The following is a 20,873-nucleotide window of genomic DNA, read 5'->3' on the forward strand; positions in this document are numbered from 1 at the left end:
CTATCAGGCGCCGTACCCCATCATCTTCAGCAGCTGCTGCGCTTGCTGCACCGCTTCCTGGCGATGGGCCACGCCCAGCTTCTGGTACAGATTGCGGATATGGGTCTTGATGGTGGTGGCCGCCACATCCAACTCACCGGCGATCTGGTCGTTGCTGTAACCGGAATAGATCAGCCCCAGCACCTGCCATTCGCGTTGGGTCAACGGACTGGTGCGGATCAGTTCCGGCACCTGCGGATGGGTCAGCAGCTTATCGACGAAGTTCTCGTCGAAATGCGCGAACTTGTGCCGATGATGCTGGTTGATGTCGCGCAGGATGCGCTGGGCGCGATGCTGTTCCAGCTCCGGCAGCGTGTTGAGCTGGATCAGCTGGCGCAGCTGCTGCGCCATCGCTTCGCCTTCGATGACGAAGTGGCTGATAAAGCCGGTGCGGTTGGCCAGCGACAGCGCTTCGATCAGCGCCTGCTGCGCTTCGCCCTTGCGCTCTTGCAGCCAGTAGAGCTGGTTGCTGAGCAGCAGATTGCGGTTGAGATCGCTCACCAGCCGCAGGCGGCGGGCATTTTCGTTCAGTTCATCCAGCACCACGCCGGCCTCTTCATACTGGCCGAGCAGGATCTGCACTCGCGCGATGTTGCGCCATTGGCCCTGCGTGAAGTGGTTGTCCGCCATGCCGGGCTTTTCGGTGTGGCGCAGCCACTGGGCGGCGGCGGCGGTATCGCCGGTCATCTGCCAGTGGATCACCCGCGACTTGTCGGTGTTGGTCAGCCAGTCGCGATGATAGTGGGCGCCGTGCAGCAGGGTTTCGCAGCGCTGCAGATGGGTATTGGCGTTGTCCAGATCGCCGCGCGCCAGCGAGCATTTGGCCAACATGGCGATGCACTGCAGCTGCTGCTGCGGTTGGTAGTTGGCCAGAATTTTCAGCCCGGCGCGCGCCGCGTCTTCCGCTTCGTCCAACCGCGACCACGACCACAGGATCTGGGCGCGGATGCGCAGCAGGAATTCGTGCATCGGCAGCTGTTCCAGGTGCTGCTCGCGGATCAGTTCGAACGCCTTATCCTGGGTTTCGTAAGCGGCCTGCAGGAAGCCTTGGGCGATAAGGATTTCGCTCTGCTGCAGCAGCGCCCAGAGCGCGTAATGGTTGGCCTGATGACGACGCGCCATCTGCTCGGTCTGCTGCATCATCGGCAGCGCGCGCGCCAGTTCACCCTTGCAGTGGTGCACTTCGCCGGTCACCGAGGTGGCGACGATGCGGCTGTAGTAGCTGGACAGCGGCAGGAATTTCAACGCTTCGGTCGCCAGCCGCTCGGCTTCTTCCGGTTTGCCGGCGTTGATCGCCACCTGGGCGCGCAAGGCGTCGAACTCGGCGTGCAGCGTTTGGTCTATCTCGATTTTCTGTTCGCGCATGGTGCGCTCGGCGCGCTCCAGCAGGGTGTTGACCTCGCTGTAGCGGTGCTGGCTCTGCGCCAGCCAGGCCTGCAGCAGCGCCAGCTTGGGGTTTTGGATCAGGCGCTCATACGGCAGCGCGTTGAGGCACTCCTCCAGCAAGGCCAGTTCGCTGTGGTGGAACAGCGACCAGGCGTGTTGCAGCAGGATATCGCGCAGCATGCTGACGTCGCTGGCCGCCAGCGCGTGGTGAATGGCCTCCGCCGGATACCCCAGCGCCAGCCAGCCTTCGGCGGCGGCGCGGTGCAACCCCGGCAGCTCCAGCGCCAGTTCCCACTGGCAACGCTGGCGCAGGAAAGAGGCGAACAGCGGGTGGAAGTTGAACCATTCGCCGGTGTCGTCCATGCGGTGGATAAACAGCCCCTGGCGCTCCAGCTCCTCCAGCCGCTGCTGGCCGTTGTCTTCGCCGGTCAGCCGCACGATCAGCGCATCGTTCATTGAGCGCAGCACCGAACAACGCAGCAGGAAGGCGCGCGCATCGGCATCGACGTGATCCAGCACTTCGTCCACCAGATAGTCGGACAGGTGGCTGGCGTTCAGCCCCGCCAGCCGCTTGGCCGACAGTTGGGCCGAGGAGGCGGATTGGCGGGCCGACAGCGCGATCAGCTGCAGCGCGGTGGCCCAGCCTTCGACTTCGTCGCACAGGCGGCTGCTGTCCTGCTGTTCCATCGGCGCCGCCAGGCGGCAATCGAAGAACTGTTTGGCTTCCTGATGGGTGAACGCCAGCTGCTGCGTGCCCATTTCCAGCAGCTGATCGCGCACCCGCAGGTTGGCGATGCCGAGCGGCGGCAGGGTGCGCGAGAGCAGGATCAGCGTCAGGTTTTCCGGCTGATGGCGCAGGAAAAAGCGCATGGCTTCGTGAATGGCGTCGTTGGTGATCAGGTGATAGTCGTCGATCACCAGGTACAGCGGCTGATGCCAGTCGGCCAGCTCGATAAACAGCTGGGCGAACAGCGCCGACAGGCTGGCGTACTGGTGCTTCTGGCTCAGCGCCTCGCTCTTGACGCAGCGGCCGCCGCTGGCCTGCTGCAGCGCCGCGATCAGGTAGCTGGCGAAACGCTCCGGCTGATTGTCGCTCTCATCCAGGGAATACCAGCCCAGATCGGCCTTGCCGGCCGCCCATTGGGCGATCAGCGTGGTTTTCCCGTATCCCGCCGGGCAATTGACCAGTGTCAGACGATAGTTGCCCGCGCTGGCCAGTTTGGCCAGCAGGCGATCGCGGATCACGGTATTTTGCAGCCGTACCGGGCGGCTCAGTTTTGATGGGATCAGCATAGTATTCCAGGATATAAATCGCGGTTCCCGCCGGGATTGGAGTGGCGCTAATTATTTTATGGTTCGTAATTAATAGCTCCCCCTAACTTCTGCCAACCCTAAACGTATTGCAACAAGCTTCCGCATCGGCTTGGAGTTAAGTTGCTATCGATCACACTTTTTTACGTTTGGCGTCGGAGTACGGCGATGCGGTTGCGGATCGCATTTCCGGCCATGGACAAAACTTCAGCAGCGCGAATACTTGTGCTAACGTCATGGTTAACGTTCTCAGTGCTCGCCGCACGCGTTGGCGGGCTTTTTTGCATCGTTGCAAGGGAGTCAAAAAGTGCCTGAGATCACAATTCCAGCTACGCCCCAATCCTCCTCCCCAGCTAATCCCCAGGCGGGATGATGCCGTCAGGCTTTCTCACCGGCACGATAGCGGCAATTTGACCCACTTACTGGATAGAGAGTTTTCCTTATGTCACAGCCTACGCTCAAGAAGGATGCTTTTCTGGCGGCGCTCGCCCGTCAGTGGCAACGGTTCGGCCTCAGTTCCGCGCAGCAAATGACGCAACATCAATGGTGGGAAGCCGTCAGTGCGGCGCTGGCCGAGCAACTGGCCGCACAGCCGGCGCCGCGCAAAAGCGCCAAACCGCTGCGTCACGTGAACTACATCTCGATGGAGTTTTTGATTGGCCGGTTGACGGCGAACAACCTGATCAACCTGGGCTGGTACGACACCGTCGAGCAGGCGCTGGCCGAGCAGAACGTCAAGCTGGCGGATCTGCTCGAGCAGGAAACCGATCCGGCGTTGGGCAACGGCGGGCTGGGGCGTTTGGCGGCCTGTTTCCTCGACTCGATGGCGACGGTGGAACAACCGGCCACCGGCTATGGGCTGAACTACCAGTACGGGCTGTTCCGCCAGTCGTTCCAGGGTGGGCAACAGCAAGAGGCGCCGGATAACTGGCAACGCGAGAGCTATCCGTGGTTTCGCCACAACGCCGCGTTGGCGGTGGACGTGGGCATCGGCGGCAAGCTGGAAAAGCAGGCCGACGGCCGCGAACTGTGGCGCCCGGCCTTCACCCTGCGCGGCGAAGCCTGGGATCTGCCGGTGCTGGGGTATCGCAACGGCGTGGCGCAGCCGCTGCGTCTGTGGCAGGCGACCCATCAGCATCCGTTCAACCTGGGCGATTTCAACGACGGCAAATTCCTGCAGGCTGAGAAGCAGGGCGTAGAAGCCGATAAGCTGACCAAGGTGCTTTACCCGAACGACAACCATCAGGCCGGCAAACGCCTGCGCCTGATGCAGCAGTATTTCCAGTGCGCCTGCTCGGTGGCGGACATTTTGCGCAAGCACCATCAGGCCGGCCGCAAGATTGAAGAACTGCCGAAGTATGAAGTGATCCAGCTGAACGACACCCACCCGACCATCGCCATTCCGGAAATGCTGCGCATTCTGCTGGACGAGCATCAGCTGGAGTGGGAGGCGGCCTGGGCGATCACCAGCAACACCTTCGCCTACACCAACCACACTTTGATGCCGGAAGCGCTGGAGCGCTGGGATGAAAAATTGGTGCGCAGCCTGCTGCCGCGCCATTTCTCCATCATCAAACAGATCAACGCCAGGTTTAAAAAATTGGTGGATAAGCACTGGCCGGGCGACGAGGCGGTGTGGGCCAAGCTGGCGGTGCACCACGACAAGCAGGTGCGCATGGCCAACCTGTGCGTGGTCAGCGGCTTTGCGGTTAACGGCGTGGCGCAGCTGCATTCGGATCTGGTGGTGAAGGATCTGTTCCCGGAATATCACCAGCTGTGGCCGAACAAATTCCATAACGTCACCAACGGCATCACGCCGCGCCGCTGGCTGAAACAGTGCAATCCGGCGCTGTCGGGCCTGATCGACGAGACGCTGAAGGTGGAGTGGGCGAGCGATCTCGACGCGCTGCGCGGGCTGGAGAAATTCGCCGACGACGCGGCGTTCCGCCAGCGTTATCAGCAGATCAAACGCGACAACAAGGTGGCGCTGGCTCATTACGTGCACGGCGTGATGGGGCTGACGCTCGATCCGGACGCGATCTTCGACGTGCAGATCAAACGCCTGCACGAGTACAAACGCCAGCACCTGAATCTGCTGCACATCCTGTCGCTGTATCGCCAGCTGCGCGACAACCCGAACCTGGACATCGTGCCGCGCGTGTTCCTGTTCGGCGCCAAGGCGGCGCCGGGCTACTACCTGGCGAAGAACATCATCTACGCCATCAATCAGGCGGCCGAGAAGATCAATCACGATCCGCTGGTGAAAGATCGCCTGAAAGTGGCGTTTATTCCGGACTACCGCGTCTCGGTGGCCGAACTGATGATCCCGGCGGCGGATATCTCCGAGCAGATCTCCACCGCCGGTAAAGAGGCCTCCGGCACCGGCAACATGAAACTGGCGCTGAACGGCGCGCTGACGGTCGGCACGCTGGACGGCGCCAACGTCGAAATCGCCGAGCAGGTGGGCGAAGACAACATCTTTATCTTCGGCAATACCGTGGAGCAGGTGAAGGCGATAGTGGCGAAGGGCTACGATCCGCTCAGCTACCGCAAGAAGGACAAGCACCTGAAGGCGATTTTGGATGAACTGGCGAGCGGCGCGTTCAGCCACGGCGACAAGCACGCGTTCGACATGATGCTGCACAGCCTGCTGGAAGGCGGCGATCCCTATCTGGTGCTGGCGGACTTTGCCTCGTACTGCCAGGCGCAGCGCCGGGTCGATGAGCTGTATCGCGATCGGGACGAGTGGACGCGGCGGACTATCCTTAACACCGCGCGCGTCGGCATGTTCAGCTCGGATCGCTCGATCCGCGATTACCAGCAGCGCATCTGGCAAGCCAAACGTTAAGGAGAGCGAATGGATCGCAAGCGTATCGATCAGGCGGCAGCGCAGGCGGGGATCGCTGCCGATTTCATCAATGCTCACGGCAAACGGCAGGCGATTGAGCCGCAGACCAAGCGCAAGCTGCTGGCGGCCATGAAGTGGGCCGATGATGCGGTGCAGGATACCGCGCCGCCGCCGTTACCGGCGGTCAAGGTGTTCTATCAGGGCGCGCCGTTGGCGCTGACGCCGACGGGCGAAGGCGAATACCTGTGGGCGCTGCAGTGTGAAGACGGCGAATGCCTGCAGGGGCGCGTCGGCGCGCGCAAGACCCTGACGCTGCCCGGCGAGCTGCCGGCGGGTTACCACCAATTGACGTTGAGACAGGGCGCACGGCAGTGGTCATGCCGAGTGATCGTCGCGCCGAGGCGCTGCTTCGAGCCGGACGCCTTGTTGACCGGCAAAAAGCTGTGGGGCGCCTGCGTTCAGCTGTACACGCTGCGCTCCGATCGCAACTGGGGCATCGGCGATTTCGGCGATCTGCGCCTGATGGTGGAAGAGGTGGGGGAACGCGGCGGCGCTTTCGTCGGCCTCAACCCGATCCATGCGCTGTACCCCGCCAACCCGGAGAGCGCCAGCCCTTACAGCCCCTCGTCACGCCGCTGGCTGAACCTGGCGTATATCGACGTCAACGCGGTGGAGGATTTCCAGCGCAGCGACGCGGCGCAGCGCTGGTGGCAGAAGCCGGCGACGCAGAAACAGCTCGCCAAAGCGCGCGCTGCGGAGTGGGTGGATTACACCGCCGTGATGCAGCTGAAACTGGCGGCGCTGAAGCTGGCGTTTCCGGTATTTCAGGCGCGCAAGCCAAACGACGCGCAGCGTCAGGCGTTCGAGCAATTCGTGACGGACGGCGGCGACAGCCTGTATCGGCAAGCGGCCTTCGACGCGCTGCATGCCCATTTGGCGGCGGATGACATCAGCCAGTGGGGCTGGCCGGCCTGGCCCGAACGTTATCGGCAGGGGGATAGCGAAGCGGTGCGGCAGTTCTGCACTGAACACCAGGAAACGGTTCGTTTTTACCTGTGGCTGCAGTGGCTGGCGGCCACCCAGTTCGCGCAGTGTTTTGACCAGAGCAGGCAGCAGCAGATGCCGATCGGCCTGTATCGCGATCTGGCGGTCGGGGTGGCGGAAGGCGGGGCGGAAACCTGGTGTGACCGCGAGCTGTACTGCCTGAAAGCGTCGGTCGGGGCGCCGCCGGATATTCTGGGCCCGCTGGGGCAAAACTGGGGCCTGCCGCCGATGGATCCGCACGTGATGGCGGCGCGCGGGTATCAGCCGTTCATTGATCTTTTGCGCGCCAACATGACCAGCTGCGGCGCGCTGCGTATCGATCACGTCATGGCGCTGCTGCGGCTGTGGTGGATCCCGTATGGCGAAACCGCCGATCGCGGCGCCTACGTCAAATATCCGGTGGACGATCTGCTGGCGGTGCTGGCGCTGGAAAGCCAGCGCCATCGCTGCATGGTGATCGGCGAGGATCTCGGTACGGTGCCGGTGGAAATCGTCGGCAAGCTGCGCGACAGCGGCGTCTATTCCTACAAAGTGCTCTATTTCGAAAGCGACGGCGAACACCATTTCCGCGCGCCGCAGGCCTATCCGGTGCAGGCGATGGCGACCATCACTACCCACGATCTGCCGACGCTGCGCGGCTACTGGCAAAGCGACGATCTGACGCTCGGCAACCGGTTGGGTCTCTACCCGGACGCGGAAATCCTGCGGGCGCTGTTCGCCGATCGAGAACGCGCCAAGCAGGGGCTGCTGGATGGATTGCATCGTTATGGCTGCGTGCCGCAGAAGGTGGGCAAGAAGGCGGCGCTGCTCGGCATGAGCCCGCTGCTCAACCGCGGCCTGCAGCGTTATGTCGCTGACAGCGCCAGCGCCTTGCTTGGCCTGCAGCCGGAAGACTGGCTGGACATGGCCGAGCCGGTCAATATTCCCGGCACCAGTGACCAGTACCCTAACTGGCGGCGCAAGCTGACCCGGACGTTGGAGGAGATGTTCGCCGACCCGCGGATAAACCGGCTGCTGAAGGATTTGGACAAGCGCCGACGCAAGGTGTCGGTGGGGTGACGATGAGGTGTCGTTGTATTAGGTCAAAGGACGAGAACTTTAGTCCCATCCAAATGACGGATACCCGAATTAATTGGCGTTGCAGCTAGGCGGCAAGTGCGTAAAACCCCAGGAGCTTACTTAAGTAAGTGACTGGGGTGCGCGCATGCGGCCAACAACGCTGCAACTTCAAGTAAGAAGGGTATCAGTAGTAGGAGTGCTCGCCGCGCTGGTGCTCGGTCAAATCACGCACGCCCTTCAGCTCCGGGAACTTCTGCAGCAGCTCTTTCTCGATGCCTTCTTTCAGCGTGACGTCGACCATCGAACAGCCGTTGCAACCGCCGCCGAACTGCAGAATAGCCATGTTGTCGTCGGTGATCTCCATCAGCGTTACGCGGCCGCCGTGGCCCGCCAGCTGTGGGTTGATCTGCGACTGCAGCACGTATTCCACGCGTTCCATCAGCGGCGCGTCGTCATCGACCTTGCGCATCTTGGCGTTCGGCGCCTTCAGCGTCAGCTGAGAACCCAACTGGTCGGTCACGAAGTCGATTTCGGCGTCTTCCAGATACGGCGCGCTCAGCTCATCGACATAGGCGGACAGTTTGTCGAACTTCAGTTCGGTATCCGTCGCTTCTACCGCGTCCGGCGGGCAATAAGAGACACCGCATTCGGCCGTCGGCGTGCCCGGGTTGATCACGAATACGCGGATTTGGGTGCCTTCTTCTTGATTTGCCAGCAGTTTGGCAAAGTGTTCCTGTGCAGCATCTGTTATACGGATCATAGCATTAGCTCAATAGTTGACTTCTATAGTCGGTTATAATACGCCCATTGCCGTGGCACTACAACGTGCGGCAAACGCACCATATCTGCACCGAGGCGGCGCCTTGCCGCCGCAGCAGCGCCGCGATCTCCGAGACGGTGCTGCCGGTGGTCACCACGTCATCCACCAGGGCGATATGCCGGCCGGCGACCGGCACGGTACAGGCGAACGCGCGCTGCAGATTGCGTCTGCGGGCAGAGGCGCTCAGCCGCTGTTGCAGAGCGGTTTTGCGCACCCGGCGCAAGGCGGCGGGCCGGTAGGCGCAGCCCAGCCAGCGCGCCAGCGGCCGGGCCAGCAGATCGCTCTGGTTATAGCCACGGCGCCAGCAGCGTGTTGCATGCAAGGGTACCGCCAAAATCAGGTCAGGTCTGTTCAGATACTGCTCTCTGCGCGCCTGCTGCCAGCGCAACAGCATCAGGCGCGCCAGCGCCGGCGCCAGCTCGGGCGCGCGGTGGAACTTGAACCTTTTTACCAAGCCGCTGAGCGGCGTCACGTAGTCGCCGACGAACACCAGCCGTTGCCAGGGCGGTGGCCGTTGCAGGCAGCGGCCGCAGGGCGTGCGCGTCTCCCCGGCGGGCAGCCCGCAGCGCGGGCAACACGGCGGTCTGGCCGGCAGGTGACGCAGGCAGCAGCTGCAGAGGCCATGACGCATCAGGCTCAATGGCTGTCGGCATAGCCAACAGCGGCTGCGGATTGATAGCATAGTGTCTCCGAGACGGGTAAGCATGAAAGGACAATAACCAATGACAGCGCTGTACTGGCAAACAATAGGTGAAGGTGAACGCGATCTTGTGCTGCTGCACGGCTGGGGATTGAACGCCGAAGTGTGGAGTTGCATTCAGGCGCGGCTGACGCCGCATTTTCGTCTGCACCTGGTCGATCTGCCGGGGTACGGCCGCAGCCAGGGGTTCGGCCCCCTGTCGCTGGCGCAGATGACGGAAATCGTGCTGGCGGCCGCCCCGTCGCAGGCCTGGTGGCTCGGCTGGTCGCTCGGCGGGCTGGTGGCCAGCCAGGCGGCGCTGATGCAGCCGCAGCGGGTCAGCGGGCTTATCACCGTGGCCTCCTCGCCGTGCTTTGCCGCCCGCGATGAGTGGCCGGGGATCCGTCCGGACGTGCTGAGCGGTTTCCAGCACCAGCTAAGCCTGGATTTCCAGCGCACCGTCGAGCGTTTTCTGGCGCTGCAGACGCTGGGCACCGAGAGCGCGCGTCAGGATGCGCGCCAGCTGAAAGCGGTGGTGCTCAACCAACCGACGCCGAGCGTCGAAGTACTGAACGGCGGGTTGGAGATCCTGCGCACCGCCGATCTGCGCGCGCCGCTGGCGGAGCTGCCGCTGCCGTTGCTGCGGATCTACGGCTATCTGGACGGGCTGGTGCCGCGCAAGGTCGCCGAGCTGCTCGACGCCGCCTGGCCGAACTCCACGTCGCAGATCGTGGCTAAAGCCGCCCATGCGCCGTTTATCTCTCATCCCGATGAATTTGTGACGATGATCGAAGCGTTTATTGCAGCACATTGAATGCAGCGTGAAAACGCACGATAGAGCGCGAAAAAAAACGCTGCCGGGTGGATAAAAGACAAAGCTGTTCAATACTTAGTGAGTCAATGCGTTGGCTGCAAAATGAAAAGACCGCGTGCGGCGATTTTCATTTTGGCGTTTCGTCTCTGGGAAACAGGCCCCGTCAGGGAAAGCAACGAGGCCTGAGGATGTCGCGGCAGCCTGCAGTACTACGCATGGATCCTGGACGGCTTTCATAACAGATAAATTATCCATTGAGAGGTTAGTGTCATGAAATCATTGAAGATGATTATTGCAGCGGCAGTGCTGGGTTCGGTGTCTTTCGGCTCCATGGCGGCAACCCTGCTGACCAAGGAAGATCTGGATAAGAATCCGGGTAAATACGAGAAGATCGGCACCGTGACCACCACGGCGGAAACCACGTCGCCGATGGATGCCAAGGAAGAGCTGTCCAAACTGGCGGACGAAAAGGGCGGTCAATACTACGTGATCCTGGCGGGCCGCGAACACGGTAAATTCAGCGCCATCGCCGAAGTTTACAAAGACAAGCAATAAGCCTTGAACGGCAAAGGGGCGCCCGCAGCGGCGCCCCTGAACGTCAGGCCTTCAGCCGGTAGAACACCGTGCTGCACCCCTGGCCCTGCGGGCAGCTTTTGCAGCCGCCGCTCAGACAGGCGCCGTCATCCTGTTCGATGCGTTCCACTTTCCCCATCGCCGTCAAACGGTCCAGCATCGCCTGCACCAGCGGCAGCGGCGTCGCCAGCGATTGGCTGAGCTGCTGCGCCTGAGCGCTGCCGCGCAGCGCCAACGCATCGCGCACCTGCAGCAGCCCGGCCATCAGTGGCAGCTCCCTTTGGCGCCCTGACAGCAGGCCGCCGGCGTGGCGTTGCCCAGGCGAACCGTGACGCGGCTGCGCGCCCGGCGCAGGCCGAACAGCACCAGCAGGTTTACCAGCACCACCGCCAGGATCGCCGTCAGGCTGTACTGCGGATGTTGGTTGAAGGTGGCCGCCTGATAGAACAGCGTCGCCAGCGAGTAGGCGACGTTCAGCCCCCACAGGATTGAGAAGGTCATCCAGCCGCGGCTCGATTCACGGGCGATGGCGCCCATCACCGAGACGCAAGGCACGTACAGCAACACGAAGATCAGGTAGCTGTAGGCGGAAATGCCGGAGCCGAATTTGCTGCTCATCACGCCCATCGAGCCGACGCCCATCTCGCCGTCGCCCTTGCTGGCTTCGATCGGGTTGGAGAGCACGCTCAGGCTGAAGGTGTTTTTCAGCCCGTCCCAGGTTTCCTGCAGCGCCCCGCCCAGTTCATCGAGCAAGTTGAAGTTGGCGGCGTCGAACGCCTCTTTGTTGATGTGCTCGGCGGTATACAGCGTGTTCAGCGTGCCGACCACCACTTCTTTCGCCATCGCGCCGGTCACCAGCCCGACGGTGGCCTGCCAGTTATCGCTGTGGACGCCCATCGGCTGCAGCAGCGGCGTCAGCACCTTGGAGACCGAGGCCAGCGCGGAGTCGTTGATGTTGTCGACCGTTTTGCCGCTGAACGAGAAGCTGTTCAGGCCGCCGATGAACATGCTGGCGACCACGATCACCTTACCGGCGCGCAACACGAAGCCTTTCAATCGCTGCCAGGTTTGCAGCAGCAGGCTTTTCAGGTGCGGCACGTGGTAAACCGGCAGTTCCATGACGAACGGTGAGGCTTCGCCGCGCATGAGGGTGTATTTCAGCACCAGGCCGGTCAGGATCGCCACCGCGATGCCGAGCATGTACAGCGAGAACACTACCCCAGCGCCGTCCTGGCCGAAGAAGGCGGCGGCGAACACCGCGAAGATCGCCAGACGGGCGCCGCAGGACATGAACGGCGCCATCATGATGGTGATCAGGCGCTCGCGCTGGGCGTCCAGCGTACGGGCGCCCATGATGGACGGCACGTTGCAGCCGAAGCCGACGATCAGCGGCACGAAGGATTTGCCCGGCAGCCCGAGCGCCTGCATCAGGCGGTCCATCACGAACGCCGCGCGCGCCATGTAGCCGGAGTCTTCCAGGAACGACAGGAACAGGTACATCATGCCGATCTGCGGCACCAGCGGCAGCACGGTGTTGATGCCGCCGCCGACGCCCTGCGCCAGGAAGACGGTCAGCCAGTCGGGGAAGTGCAGGGTGTAACCCAGCCACTGAATGCCCTGAATGAAGATCGCCGCCGAGCCGATATCGAAGATCGGCTGCAGCGCGCCGCCGATATTGATCGCCAGCAGGAACATCAGGTACATCACCAGCAGGAAGATCGGTACGCCCAGCCAGCGGTTGAGGATCACTTTATCCAGTATGTCGGTCAGGCGGTTGGGCATCGCCTGCTGCGAGTTGCTGACCGCGTCGCACAGGGCGGCGATGGACTGGTAGCGCGCGTCGGCGATCACCAGCGCCGGGTCCTCCTGCTGCTGCTGTTGCAGCGCCTGAATGGCCGCTGGCAGCCGCGCCACGGCGGGGCCGGCCAGGCGATGGCTGTAGATGTCGCCCTCCAGCATCTGCAGCGCCAGCCAGCGGCGCTGCGCCGCCGGCAGCGTTTGCGGCATGGCGTCGCTCAGCGTGGCGACCTCTTTCAGCAGCAGCGGCGGGTAGTTCACCAGCGCCTGCTGTTCGTTGATGCGATGATTGTCGATCATTTGTTTCAGCACGCCGATGCCGTCGGCGCGGGTGGAGACCATCGGCACTACCGGGCAACCGAGGCGCGCCGACAGCGCGGCGACGTCGATATCGATATGCTGGCTTTTGGCGATGTCGAGCATGTTGAGCGCCACGATGCAGGGAATGCCCAGCTCCAGCAGCTGCAGCGTCAGGTAGAGGTTGCGTTCCAGGTTGGAGGCATCCACCACGTTGATCAGCAGATCGGCGTCGCCGCTCAAAATGTAGTGGCAGGCGATCTGCTCATCGAGCGACGTCTGCTCCGAAATGGTGGTCAGGGAGTAGGTGCCGGGCAAATCGACCAGCCGCACGTCGGACTGCGGGGTGGTGAAATGGCCTTCCTTGCGTTCGACCGTCACGCCCGCCCAGTTGCCGACCCGCTGGCGCGCGCCGGTCAGTTGGTTGAACAGCGTGGTTTTGCCGGAGTTCGGGTTGCCGATTAAGCCGATGGTGAGTTTTTTCATAGTTCTGCGTGTCGTCTTCAAGGAGAACAGCGCCGGCGCAAAGGCGCACCGGCAAACGGAGGGCGCGCCGGCTCAGGGCTGGCCGTCGAGCTGCAGCAGCGCCAAATCCTTCCTGCGCAGCACCAGGCTGACGCGGCGGGTTTTAATTTCTATCGGATCGCCCAGCGGCGCGACGCGCACCACGTCGAACGAAGAGCCGGGCAGCATGCCGAGCGATAACAATTTTTGGCGGTAGGCCGGCGCAATCTCGCTGGAAAAGCCGACAATCTTATATGTGCGTTTAGGTTGAAGCTGCATGTCATTAACCTTCCGGGGGCCGATGAGCATCGGGCTGATGATAATTGGACGTTGCCGGCGAAAATGCCACGCCGTCGGCGGTATTCATCCATAAGGTCATGCAATAAAGTGAGCGAAAATAATAGTAATTATCATTATCGCATTCAATGCAAAAAGTAAGGGTATTGTAACCAATTATTTTGGCGGCGGCCGCTTTTTGGCTGGCCCCCTTGATAATCCCCGTTTTACCACCGCTTATACGCGGCGACAAATGAGAATGGCGAGTTAAATCAGTTACGTATTTGTAGCCGAGTTTTCTCATTTGCAAATATCGATGGCTTTTTCCCTTTATTTATTTCCGCTGAAAGGCAATTCGATAACATTATTCCGCCGTAATGCGAGCGGTAACCATTTGTGTTTCTCTCACAATTCGCGAGATGAAAAATGCGTGTTAACGGAGTTGTTAATAAACGGCTGCAGAAGGGATTTTTGCTGGCTGAATAATGGGAGGACGGTCACACAAGAACGGGAAATAAAAAGATGATGGTTTATTGAGACGGGTCAAAAATGCCGCAAGTTTTCTTCATTGGAAAGGGCGGAGCAGGCTCCGCCCTGTTGGTCTGACTTAGCGTTTCTTGCCGAAAGCCGCCGCCAGCGCGTCGCCCATGGCGCTGTTGCCGGCCGGCGCCGCATTGCGCGGTTTGGCCTTGTTGGCGGGCGCCGAACGGTTGGCGTTGTCGCGCGCCTGTGCCGGCGCGTTGCCGCCGCGGCGCGGCGAGCCTTCGCCCGGTTGCTCATCCAGACGCATGCTCAGCGCGATGCGTTTGCGTTGCAGATCGACTTCCATCACCTTCACTTTGACGATGTCGCCGGCTTTCACCACGGTGTGCGGATCTTCGACGAACTTGTCCGCCAGCGAGGAGATATGCACCAGGCCGTCCTGATGCACGCCGATATCCACGAAGGCGCCGAAGTTGGTGACGTTGGTCACTGACCCTTCCAGGATCATGCCCGGCTGCAGATCGTTGAGGGTTTCCACGCCTTCGGCAAAGGTGGCGGTTTTGAACTCCGGACGCGGGTCGCGGCCCGGTTTCTCCAGCTCTTTCAGGATGTCGGTGACCGTCGGCACGCCGAACTTGTCGTCGGTGAAATCGACCGCTTTCAGGCTGCGCACCGCCGAGGCGTTGCCCATCAGATCCTGCAGCGCCTGCTCGGTGGCGGCCAGAATGCGCTGCACCACCGGGTAGGCTTCCGGGTGGACGGTAGAGGCATCCAGCGGGTTGTCGCCGTGGTTGATGCGCAGGAAGCCGGCGCACTGTTCGAACGCTTTCGGCCCCAGACGGCTGACTTTCAGCAACTGTTCACGGTTGCTGAAGCGGCCGTTCTCGTCGCGCCAGTTGACGATATTCTGCGCCATCATGCGCGTCAGGCCGGCCACGCGGGTCAGCAACGGCACCGAAGCGGTGTTCAGATCGACGCCGACGGCGTTCACGCAGTCTTCCACCACCGAGTCCAGCTTTTTCGCCAGCTGGCTCTGGCTGACGTCATGCTGATACTGGCCGACGCCGATGGATTTCGGGTCGATCTTCACCAGCTCCGCCAGCGGATCCTGCAGACGACGGGCGATGGACACCGCGCCGCGCAGCGACACGTCGAGATCCGGGAACTCCTGCGCCGCCAGTTCGGACGCGGAGTACACCGACGCGCCCGCTTCGCTGACGATCACTTTTTGCGCCCGGACGTCGCTGAACTGCTTTTGCAGGTCGAGATAGAAACGCTCGGTTTCACGTGAAGCGGTGCCGTTGCCGATCGCCACCAGCTCCACGTTGTGTTTGATGCACAGCGCCGCGACGATGGCGGCGGCTTTGGCCGCTTGCCCGGTGTGCGGATAGACGGTGTCGGTGGCGACCAGCTTGCCGGTCGCGTCGACCACGGCGACTTTCACCCCGGTACGCAGGCCAGGATCGAGGCCCATGGTGGCGCGCATGCCGGCCGGCGCGGCCATCAACAGATCATGCATGTTGCGGGCGAAGACGTTGATCGCTTCATCCTCCGCGCGTTCGCGCACCGTGCCCATCAGTTCGGTTTCAAGGTGCAGCAGCACCTTGATGCGCCAGGTCCAGTTGACCACCGCCTTGCGCCAGGCGTCGGCCGGAGCGTTGTTCAGGCGCAGATTGAGGTGATTGATGATGATCAGCTCCGCCTGGCTTTCGCGCGGCGCTTCCTCAAACTGCGGATCGGCGTTCAGCGCCAGCTGCAGCACGCCTTCGTTGCGGCCGCGGAACATCGCCAGCGCGCGGTGCGAAGGCACCTGGGAAATCGGTTCGTGGTGATCGAAATAGTCGCGGAACTTAGCGCCTTCGTCTTCCTTGCCCTCGACCACTTTGGAGACCAGATGGGCGTTTTTCCACAGGTAGTCGCGCACCTTGGCCAGCAGCGCGGCGTCTTCGGCGAAGCGCTCCATCAGGATATAGCGCGCGCCGTCGAGGGCGGCTTTCACGTCCGCCACGCCCTTCTCGGCGTCGACGTAGCGTTCAGCCAGCTGTTCCGGCTGCTGTTGCGGATCCTGCCACAGCGTGTCCGCCAGCGGTTCCAGACCGGCTTCGATGGCGATCTGGCCACGGGTGCGGCGCTTGGGTTTGTACGGCAGGTAGAGGTCTTCGAGTTCGGTCTTGCTCAGCGTGGCGTTGATCGCCCCCGCCAGTTGTTCGGTCAGTTTGCCCTGTTCATCGATCGACTTCAGGATGGTCTGACGACGATCTTCCAGTTCACGCAGATAACCCAGGCGGGTTTCCAGCTGGCGCAGTTGGGTGTCGTCCAGGCCCCCGGTGACTTCCTTACGATAGCGTGCAATAAAGGGCACGGTATTACCTTCATCCAGCAGACGGATGGCGGAGTCGACTTGCTCCGGCCGGGCCTGCAGTTCTGTTGCAATAATGCGGCTCAGTGGGTCATTCATAGGTCTGGTATCTGTATTGAGAACGGTGAATAAACAGGGGACAGTTATACGGATTGATCGCGGAAAATGCCAGCGGAGCGGGCCGCCGCCGCGCGGCCGCGGCGTGGAGAACAGCTCGGGCGGCGGCGTTGGCGGCGGTTAGGAAAAAGCTGAAAGCTTACTTCGGGTAGTTTATCTCGTTAACGTACCACTGCGCCTCGCCCAGCGGGGTATTGACGGTGGCGACGTCCCCGACCTCTTTTTTCAGCAGGGCGCGCGCCATCGGCGCATCGATGGAGATGTAATCCTTGCGGCCGAAAATCTCGTCGTAGCCGACGATGCGAAAACGTTTGATCTCGCCGTCGTCATTCTCCACCTCCACCCAGGCGCCGAAGAACACTTTGCCTTCCTGCTGCGGGGAGTAATCGACGATCTTCAACTGCTCCAGGCATTTGGTCAGATAGCGGACGCGGCGATCGATCTCGCGCAGCCGCTTCTTGTTGTATTGGTAATCGGCGTTTTCGCTTCTGTCGCCCAGGCTGGCGGCCCAGGTCACTTTCTTGGTCACCTCGGGGCGTTCTTCACGCCAGAGGTAATCCAGCTCTTGTTTGAGCTTGTCATACCCTTCACGGGTTATCAGTTGAGTTCTCATCGTGATTTATCTTTATGGGGCCACCGCCACAGTGTACGTGAATGCGGAGGGCTTTAAAAATGGCGCGCGGGCCTGCGCCTTGTCGCACGGTTTTTATTCAGTTTGCGCAGCTTTTAACAATCGGGAGTATGCTTAGCGATAGCGGAAAAAGAATGTGACGAAAGGAGGATATCTGGCGAGAGAGACAAGGAATTTTGGCGCACAACCCAACACATTGAAGGTATTACCGCATGGAATTTAAAGATTACTACGCCACGATGGGCGTTGAGCCCAACGCCGATCTGAAAACCATCAAAACGGCTTACCGCCGGCTGGCGCGTAAATATCACCCTGACGTGAGCACCGAAGACGACGCCGAGAGCAAGTTCAAGGAACTGGCCGAAGCCTATGAGGTACTGAAGGACGACGAGCGCCGCGCCGAGTACGATCAGATCCGGCTGCATCGCAACGATCCCAACTTTGGCCGCCAGGCGCGCGGCGATCACGGCGGCTATCAGCAGAGCGCCTCATGGCACGGCGGCGGCGCCGACGCGCAAGACTTCTCCGACTTCTTCGAGAGCATGTTCGGCGGGCGGGCGGCGGGCGGGCACCGTTCCGCTTCGCACTCGCACGGCGGGCATGGCTTCCGCGGCCAGGATCTGGAGATGGAGGTGCCGCTGTTCCTCGAGGAAACGCTGCATGGTCAAAGCCGCGAGATTTCCTACAAGCTGCCGGTGTACGACGAACTGGGGCGGCAGGTAAGCGAAGCCAGCAAGACGCTGAACGTGAAAATTCCGGCCGGCGTGGGCGACGGCGAGCGCATTCGCCTCAAGGGGCAGGGCGTTGCCGGCGTGGGCGGCGGCCAGAACGGCGACCTGTATCTGGTTATCCGCCTCGCGCCGCACCCGCTGTTTGAGATAGACGGCCACAACCTGAGCATCGTGGCGCCGCTCGCTCCGTGGGAAGCGGCGCTCGGCGCCAGCATTGAGGTGCCGACGCTGACCGGCAAAATCGCGCTGACCGTGCCGGCCGGCAGCCAGAGCGGCAAACGGCTGCGGGTCAAAGGCAAAGGGCTGGCGGGCAAGAAAGAGCCCGGTGACCTGTACGTTATTCTCAAGGTGGTGATGCCGCCGAAGCCGAACGAGAAGGCCAGCGCCCTGTGGCGGGAACTGGCTGAACAGGCGGCGTTCAACCCGCGCGCGGAATGGGAGTAAAGCAGATGATGAAAAAAGAGATCACTTTCACCGTGGTGGAATTGTGTCAGAGGGTGGAGATTTCAGAGGACGAGCTGGTCGAGATCGTCGGCCTGGGCGTTATCGTGCCGCTGGAGCCGGCGCAGCCGCGCTGGGAGTTTGATTATCCGGCGCTGAGCCATCTGCAGCGCGCACGCAGGCTGCGGGCGGAGCTGGATCTGGACTGGCCGGGGATCGCCATGGCGCTGACGCTGCTCGACCGGGTTGATGCGCTACAGCAAGAGAACCGGCAGCTGCGCAGGCAGCTGGCGCGTTTCCTGCAAACTTCCTGACCCGACAGCTGAACGCCACCGGGCGCTTCCCGGTGGCGAAATTGCACAAAATTGGGCCGTCGCCCCACATTGCGCCGATAAAGGGCGAAATTTTGACGAACCCCCGTCGACATTCACTGAAAATTGTTGATAAATGGGGAAAAGAATAAGCTTTGTAACAATTTCGTCTAGAATACATACCATTAAACGCTGTCTCAAATGGCAAGGTTTTCTAACAATATTCGAGTCAGGCAATAAAGCCTTTGGGAGTAATACCATGCAAGAGAATCATAAGATCCTGGTTGTCGATGATGACATGCGCCTGCGCGCGCTTTTAGAACGTTATTTAACCGAGCAGGGCTTCCAGGTTCGCAGCGTTGCCAACGCTGAGCAAATGGATCGCTTGCTGACTCGTGAATCCTTCCATTTGATGGTGCTCGATCTGATGTTGCCGGGCGAAGACGGCCTGTCCATCTGCCGCCGCCTGCGCAGCCAGAGCAACCCGATGCCGATCATTATGGTCACCGCGAAAGGCGAAGAGGTCGATCGCATCGTGGGCCTGGAAATCGGCGCCGACGACTACATTCCTAAACCGTTCAACCCGCGTGAGCTGTTGGCTCGTATCCGCGCGGTGCTGCGCCGTCAGGCGAACGAACTGCCGGGCGCGCCTTCGCAGGAAGAAGCGGTGATCGCTTTCGGCAAATTCAAACTGAACCTCGGCACCCGCGAGATGTTCCGCGAAGACGAGCCGATGCCGTTGACCAGCGGCGAGTTCGCGGTACTGAAGGCGCTGGTCAGCCACCCGCGTGAACCGCTGTCGCGCGATAAGCTGATGAACCTGGCGCGTGGCCGCGAATACAGCGCCATGGAACGCTCCATCGACGTGCAGATCTCTCGTCTGCGCCGTATGGTTGAAGAAGATCCGGCGCATCCGCGTTATATCCAGACCGTGTGGGGTCTCGGCTACGTCTTCGTCCCGGACGGCAGTAAGGCATGAGGCGATTGCGCTTTTCACCGCGTAGCTCGTTTGCCCGAACCCTGTTGTTGATCGTCACCTTGCTGTTCGTCAGCCTGGTGACGACCTATCTGGTGGTGCTGAACTTCGCCATCCTGCCCAGCCTGCAGCAGTTCAACAAGGTATTGGCCTACGAAGTGCGTATGCTGATGACCGATCGGCTGCAGCTGGAGGACGGCACGCTGCTGGAGGTGCCGCCGGCGTTCCGCCGTGAGATCTACCGCGAACTGGGCATCTCTCTCTACACCAACTCGGCGGCGGAGGAGAGCGGCCTGCGCTGGGCGCAGCACTACCAGTTCCTCAGCCAGCAGATGGCGCAGCAGCTCGGCGGGCCGACCGATGTGCGGGTGGAGGTGAACAAGAACTCCCCGGTGGTGTGGCTGAAAACCTGGCTGCAGCCCGATATCTGGGTGCGCGTGCCGCTGACGGAAATCCACCAGGGCGATTTCTCGCCGCTGTTCCGCTATACGCTGGCGATTATGCTGCTCGCGATCGGCGGCGCCTGGCTGTTTATTCGTATTCAAAACCGCCCGCTGGTGGAGCTGGAACATGCGGCGCTGCAGGTGGGCAAGGGCATTATTCCGCCGCCGCTGCGCGAGTATGGCGCTTCCGAAGTGCGGTCGGTGACTCGCGCATTCAATCAGATGGCGTCGGGCGTCAAACAGCTGGCGGATGACCGCACTTTGCTGATGGCCGGAGTCAGCCACGACCTGCGCACGCCGTTGACGCGCATCCGCCTGGCGACGGAGATGATGAGCGCCGAAGACGGCTATCTGGCCGAGTCGATCAATAAAGACATCGAAGAGTGCAACGCCATCATCGAGCAGTTCATCGATTATCTGCGCACCGGGCAGGAAATGCCGACCGAAAGCAGCGATCTGAACGCCATTTTAGGCGAAGTGGTCGCGGCCGAGAGCGGCTATGAGCGGGTGATTGAAACCGCGCTGTCGCCGGGCGAGCTGATGATGAACGTGCATCCGCTGTCGATTAAACGGGCGGCGGTGAATATGGTGGTGAACGCGGCGCGTTACGGCAACGGCTGGATCAAGGTCAGCAGCGGCCGTGAGCTGCAGCGCGGCTGGTTCCAGGTGGAAGATGACGGCCCGGGCATCAAGCCGGACGAGTTGAAGCACCTGCTGCAGCCGTTCGTGCGCGGTGACAGCGCGCGCAGCACCAGCGGCACCGGCCTGGGGCTGGCGATCGTGCAGCGTATTATCGACGCGCATGATGGCGAACTGGATATCGGCACCAGCGAGCGCGGCGGGCTATTGATCCGCGCTTATATTCCGTTGCCGATGGAGAAAAAAGAGTCGACCAACGGCCATCAAACGGCCAGGGAAACCGCCTGACCTCTGA

Annotated in this window: 17 protein-coding genes; 8 read left to right on the forward strand and 9 right to left on the reverse strand. The window is 61.6% G+C overall.

Annotation, left to right across the window (positions count from 1 at the left end; translation table 11 throughout):
- Positions 1–3: 3 nt before the first annotated feature.
- Positions 4–2,718, reverse strand: a complete 2,715-nt coding sequence (gene malT, locus ACJ8IP_RS22650) for an HTH-type transcriptional regulator MalT (protein WP_033651750.1) — start codon at positions 2,716–2,718, stop codon at positions 4–6.
- A gap of 460 nt (positions 2,719–3,178) precedes the next feature.
- Between malT and malP the strand changes: the two genes are divergently transcribed.
- Both malP and malQ read left to right on the forward strand, forming a co-directional pair.
- Positions 3,179–5,584 (forward strand): maltodextrin phosphorylase, encoded by a 2,406-nt coding sequence (malP, locus tag ACJ8IP_RS22655; RefSeq protein WP_103101828.1) that lies wholly within the window; start codon positions 3,179–3,181, stop codon positions 5,582–5,584.
- Positions 5,585–5,593: 9 nt separating this feature from the next.
- The gene (gene malQ, locus ACJ8IP_RS22660) at positions 5,594–7,687 is read left to right on the forward strand and encodes a 4-alpha-glucanotransferase (protein WP_262825511.1); all 2,094 of its coding nucleotides are present in this window, start codon (positions 5,594–5,596) and stop codon (positions 7,685–7,687) included.
- Positions 7,688–7,871: 184 nt separating this feature from the next.
- On the opposite strand, the gene nfuA is transcribed toward malQ, so the two are convergent.
- Together nfuA and gntX are read right to left on the reverse strand one after the other, a co-directional pair.
- Complete coding sequence (gene nfuA / locus ACJ8IP_RS22665; RefSeq protein WP_004930777.1) at positions 7,872–8,447, reverse strand: Fe-S biogenesis protein NfuA; 576 nt, start codon at positions 8,445–8,447, stop codon at positions 7,872–7,874.
- 58 nt (positions 8,448–8,505) lie between these two features.
- Positions 8,506–9,189: a DNA utilization protein GntX gene (gene gntX, locus ACJ8IP_RS22670; RefSeq protein WP_069100680.1), complete on the reverse strand. Its 684-nt coding sequence runs from the start codon at positions 9,187–9,189 to the stop codon at positions 8,506–8,508.
- A gap of 40 nt (positions 9,190–9,229) precedes the next feature.
- Between gntX and bioH the strand changes: the two genes are divergently transcribed.
- Positions 9,230–10,000: a pimeloyl-ACP methyl ester esterase BioH gene (bioH, locus tag ACJ8IP_RS22675; protein WP_164107055.1), complete on the forward strand. Its 771-nt coding sequence runs from the start codon at positions 9,230–9,232 to the stop codon at positions 9,998–10,000.
- Between the two features lie 270 nt (positions 10,001–10,270).
- On the forward strand, positions 10,271–10,555 hold the full coding sequence (locus ACJ8IP_RS22680; RefSeq protein ID WP_004930765.1) for a YdgH/BhsA/McbA-like domain containing protein: 285 nt from the start codon (positions 10,271–10,273) through the stop codon (positions 10,553–10,555).
- A gap of 43 nt (positions 10,556–10,598) precedes the next feature.
- Here ACJ8IP_RS22680 and ACJ8IP_RS22685 read toward each other — a convergent pair whose 3' ends face one another.
- The 6 genes from ACJ8IP_RS22685 to greB form a co-directional block, all read right to left on the reverse strand.
- Positions 10,599–10,838: a FeoC-like transcriptional regulator gene (locus ACJ8IP_RS22685; RefSeq protein ID WP_004930758.1), complete on the reverse strand. Its 240-nt coding sequence runs from the start codon at positions 10,836–10,838 to the stop codon at positions 10,599–10,601.
- Positions 10,838–13,153, reverse strand: coding sequence for a Fe(2+) transporter permease subunit FeoB (feoB, locus tag ACJ8IP_RS22690; protein ID WP_042785506.1), 2,316 nt, complete (start codon positions 13,151–13,153; stop codon positions 10,838–10,840). Before feoB ends, ACJ8IP_RS22685 begins: the two co-directional genes overlap by 1 nt.
- A 72-nt stretch (positions 13,154–13,225) precedes the next feature.
- Positions 13,226–13,450: a ferrous iron transporter A gene (gene feoA, locus ACJ8IP_RS22695; RefSeq protein WP_033645291.1), complete on the reverse strand. Its 225-nt coding sequence runs from the start codon at positions 13,448–13,450 to the stop codon at positions 13,226–13,228.
- A gap of 4 nt (positions 13,451–13,454) precedes the next feature.
- A complete protein-coding gene (locus ACJ8IP_RS22700) occupies positions 13,455–13,751 on the reverse strand; it encodes a hypothetical protein (protein ID WP_342174348.1) in 297 nt (98 codons plus the stop codon).
- Between the two features lie 303 nt (positions 13,752–14,054).
- Positions 14,055–16,388: a Tex family protein gene (locus ACJ8IP_RS22705; RefSeq protein WP_094142018.1), complete on the reverse strand. Its 2,334-nt coding sequence runs from the start codon at positions 16,386–16,388 to the stop codon at positions 14,055–14,057.
- 157 nt (positions 16,389–16,545) lie between these two features.
- The gene (gene greB / locus ACJ8IP_RS22710) at positions 16,546–17,019 is read right to left on the reverse strand and encodes a transcription elongation factor GreB (protein ID WP_033645289.1); all 474 of its coding nucleotides are present in this window, start codon (positions 17,017–17,019) and stop codon (positions 16,546–16,548) included.
- A gap of 230 nt (positions 17,020–17,249) precedes the next feature.
- Here greB and cbpA point away from each other — a divergent pair, with 230 nt between their 5' ends.
- The 4 genes from cbpA (at position 17,250) to envZ (ending at position 20,866) form a co-directional block, all read left to right on the forward strand.
- The gene (gene cbpA, locus ACJ8IP_RS22715) at positions 17,250–18,212 is read left to right on the forward strand and encodes a curved DNA-binding protein (protein ID WP_033645288.1); all 963 of its coding nucleotides are present in this window, start codon (positions 17,250–17,252) and stop codon (positions 18,210–18,212) included.
- A 5-nt stretch (positions 18,213–18,217) separates the two neighbouring features.
- Positions 18,218–18,523 (forward strand): chaperone modulator CbpM, encoded by a 306-nt coding sequence (locus ACJ8IP_RS22720; protein ID WP_004930739.1) that lies wholly within the window; start codon positions 18,218–18,220, stop codon positions 18,521–18,523.
- A gap of 256 nt (positions 18,524–18,779) precedes the next feature.
- A complete protein-coding gene (ompR, locus tag ACJ8IP_RS22725) occupies positions 18,780–19,499 on the forward strand; it encodes an osmolarity response regulator transcription factor OmpR (RefSeq protein WP_004709363.1) in 720 nt (239 codons plus the stop codon).
- Entirely contained in the window at positions 19,496–20,866 is a 1,371-nt protein-coding gene (gene envZ / locus ACJ8IP_RS22730; RefSeq protein WP_033645286.1) for a two-component system sensor histidine kinase EnvZ, read from the forward strand. The genes ompR and envZ overlap by 4 nt, the downstream gene beginning before the upstream one ends.
- Positions 20,867–20,873 lie beyond the last annotated feature (7 nt).

The organism is Serratia sp. CY52157 (genome assembly GCF_052168495.1).
Lineage (GTDB): Bacteria > Pseudomonadota > Gammaproteobacteria > Enterobacterales > Enterobacteriaceae > Serratia > Serratia ureilytica.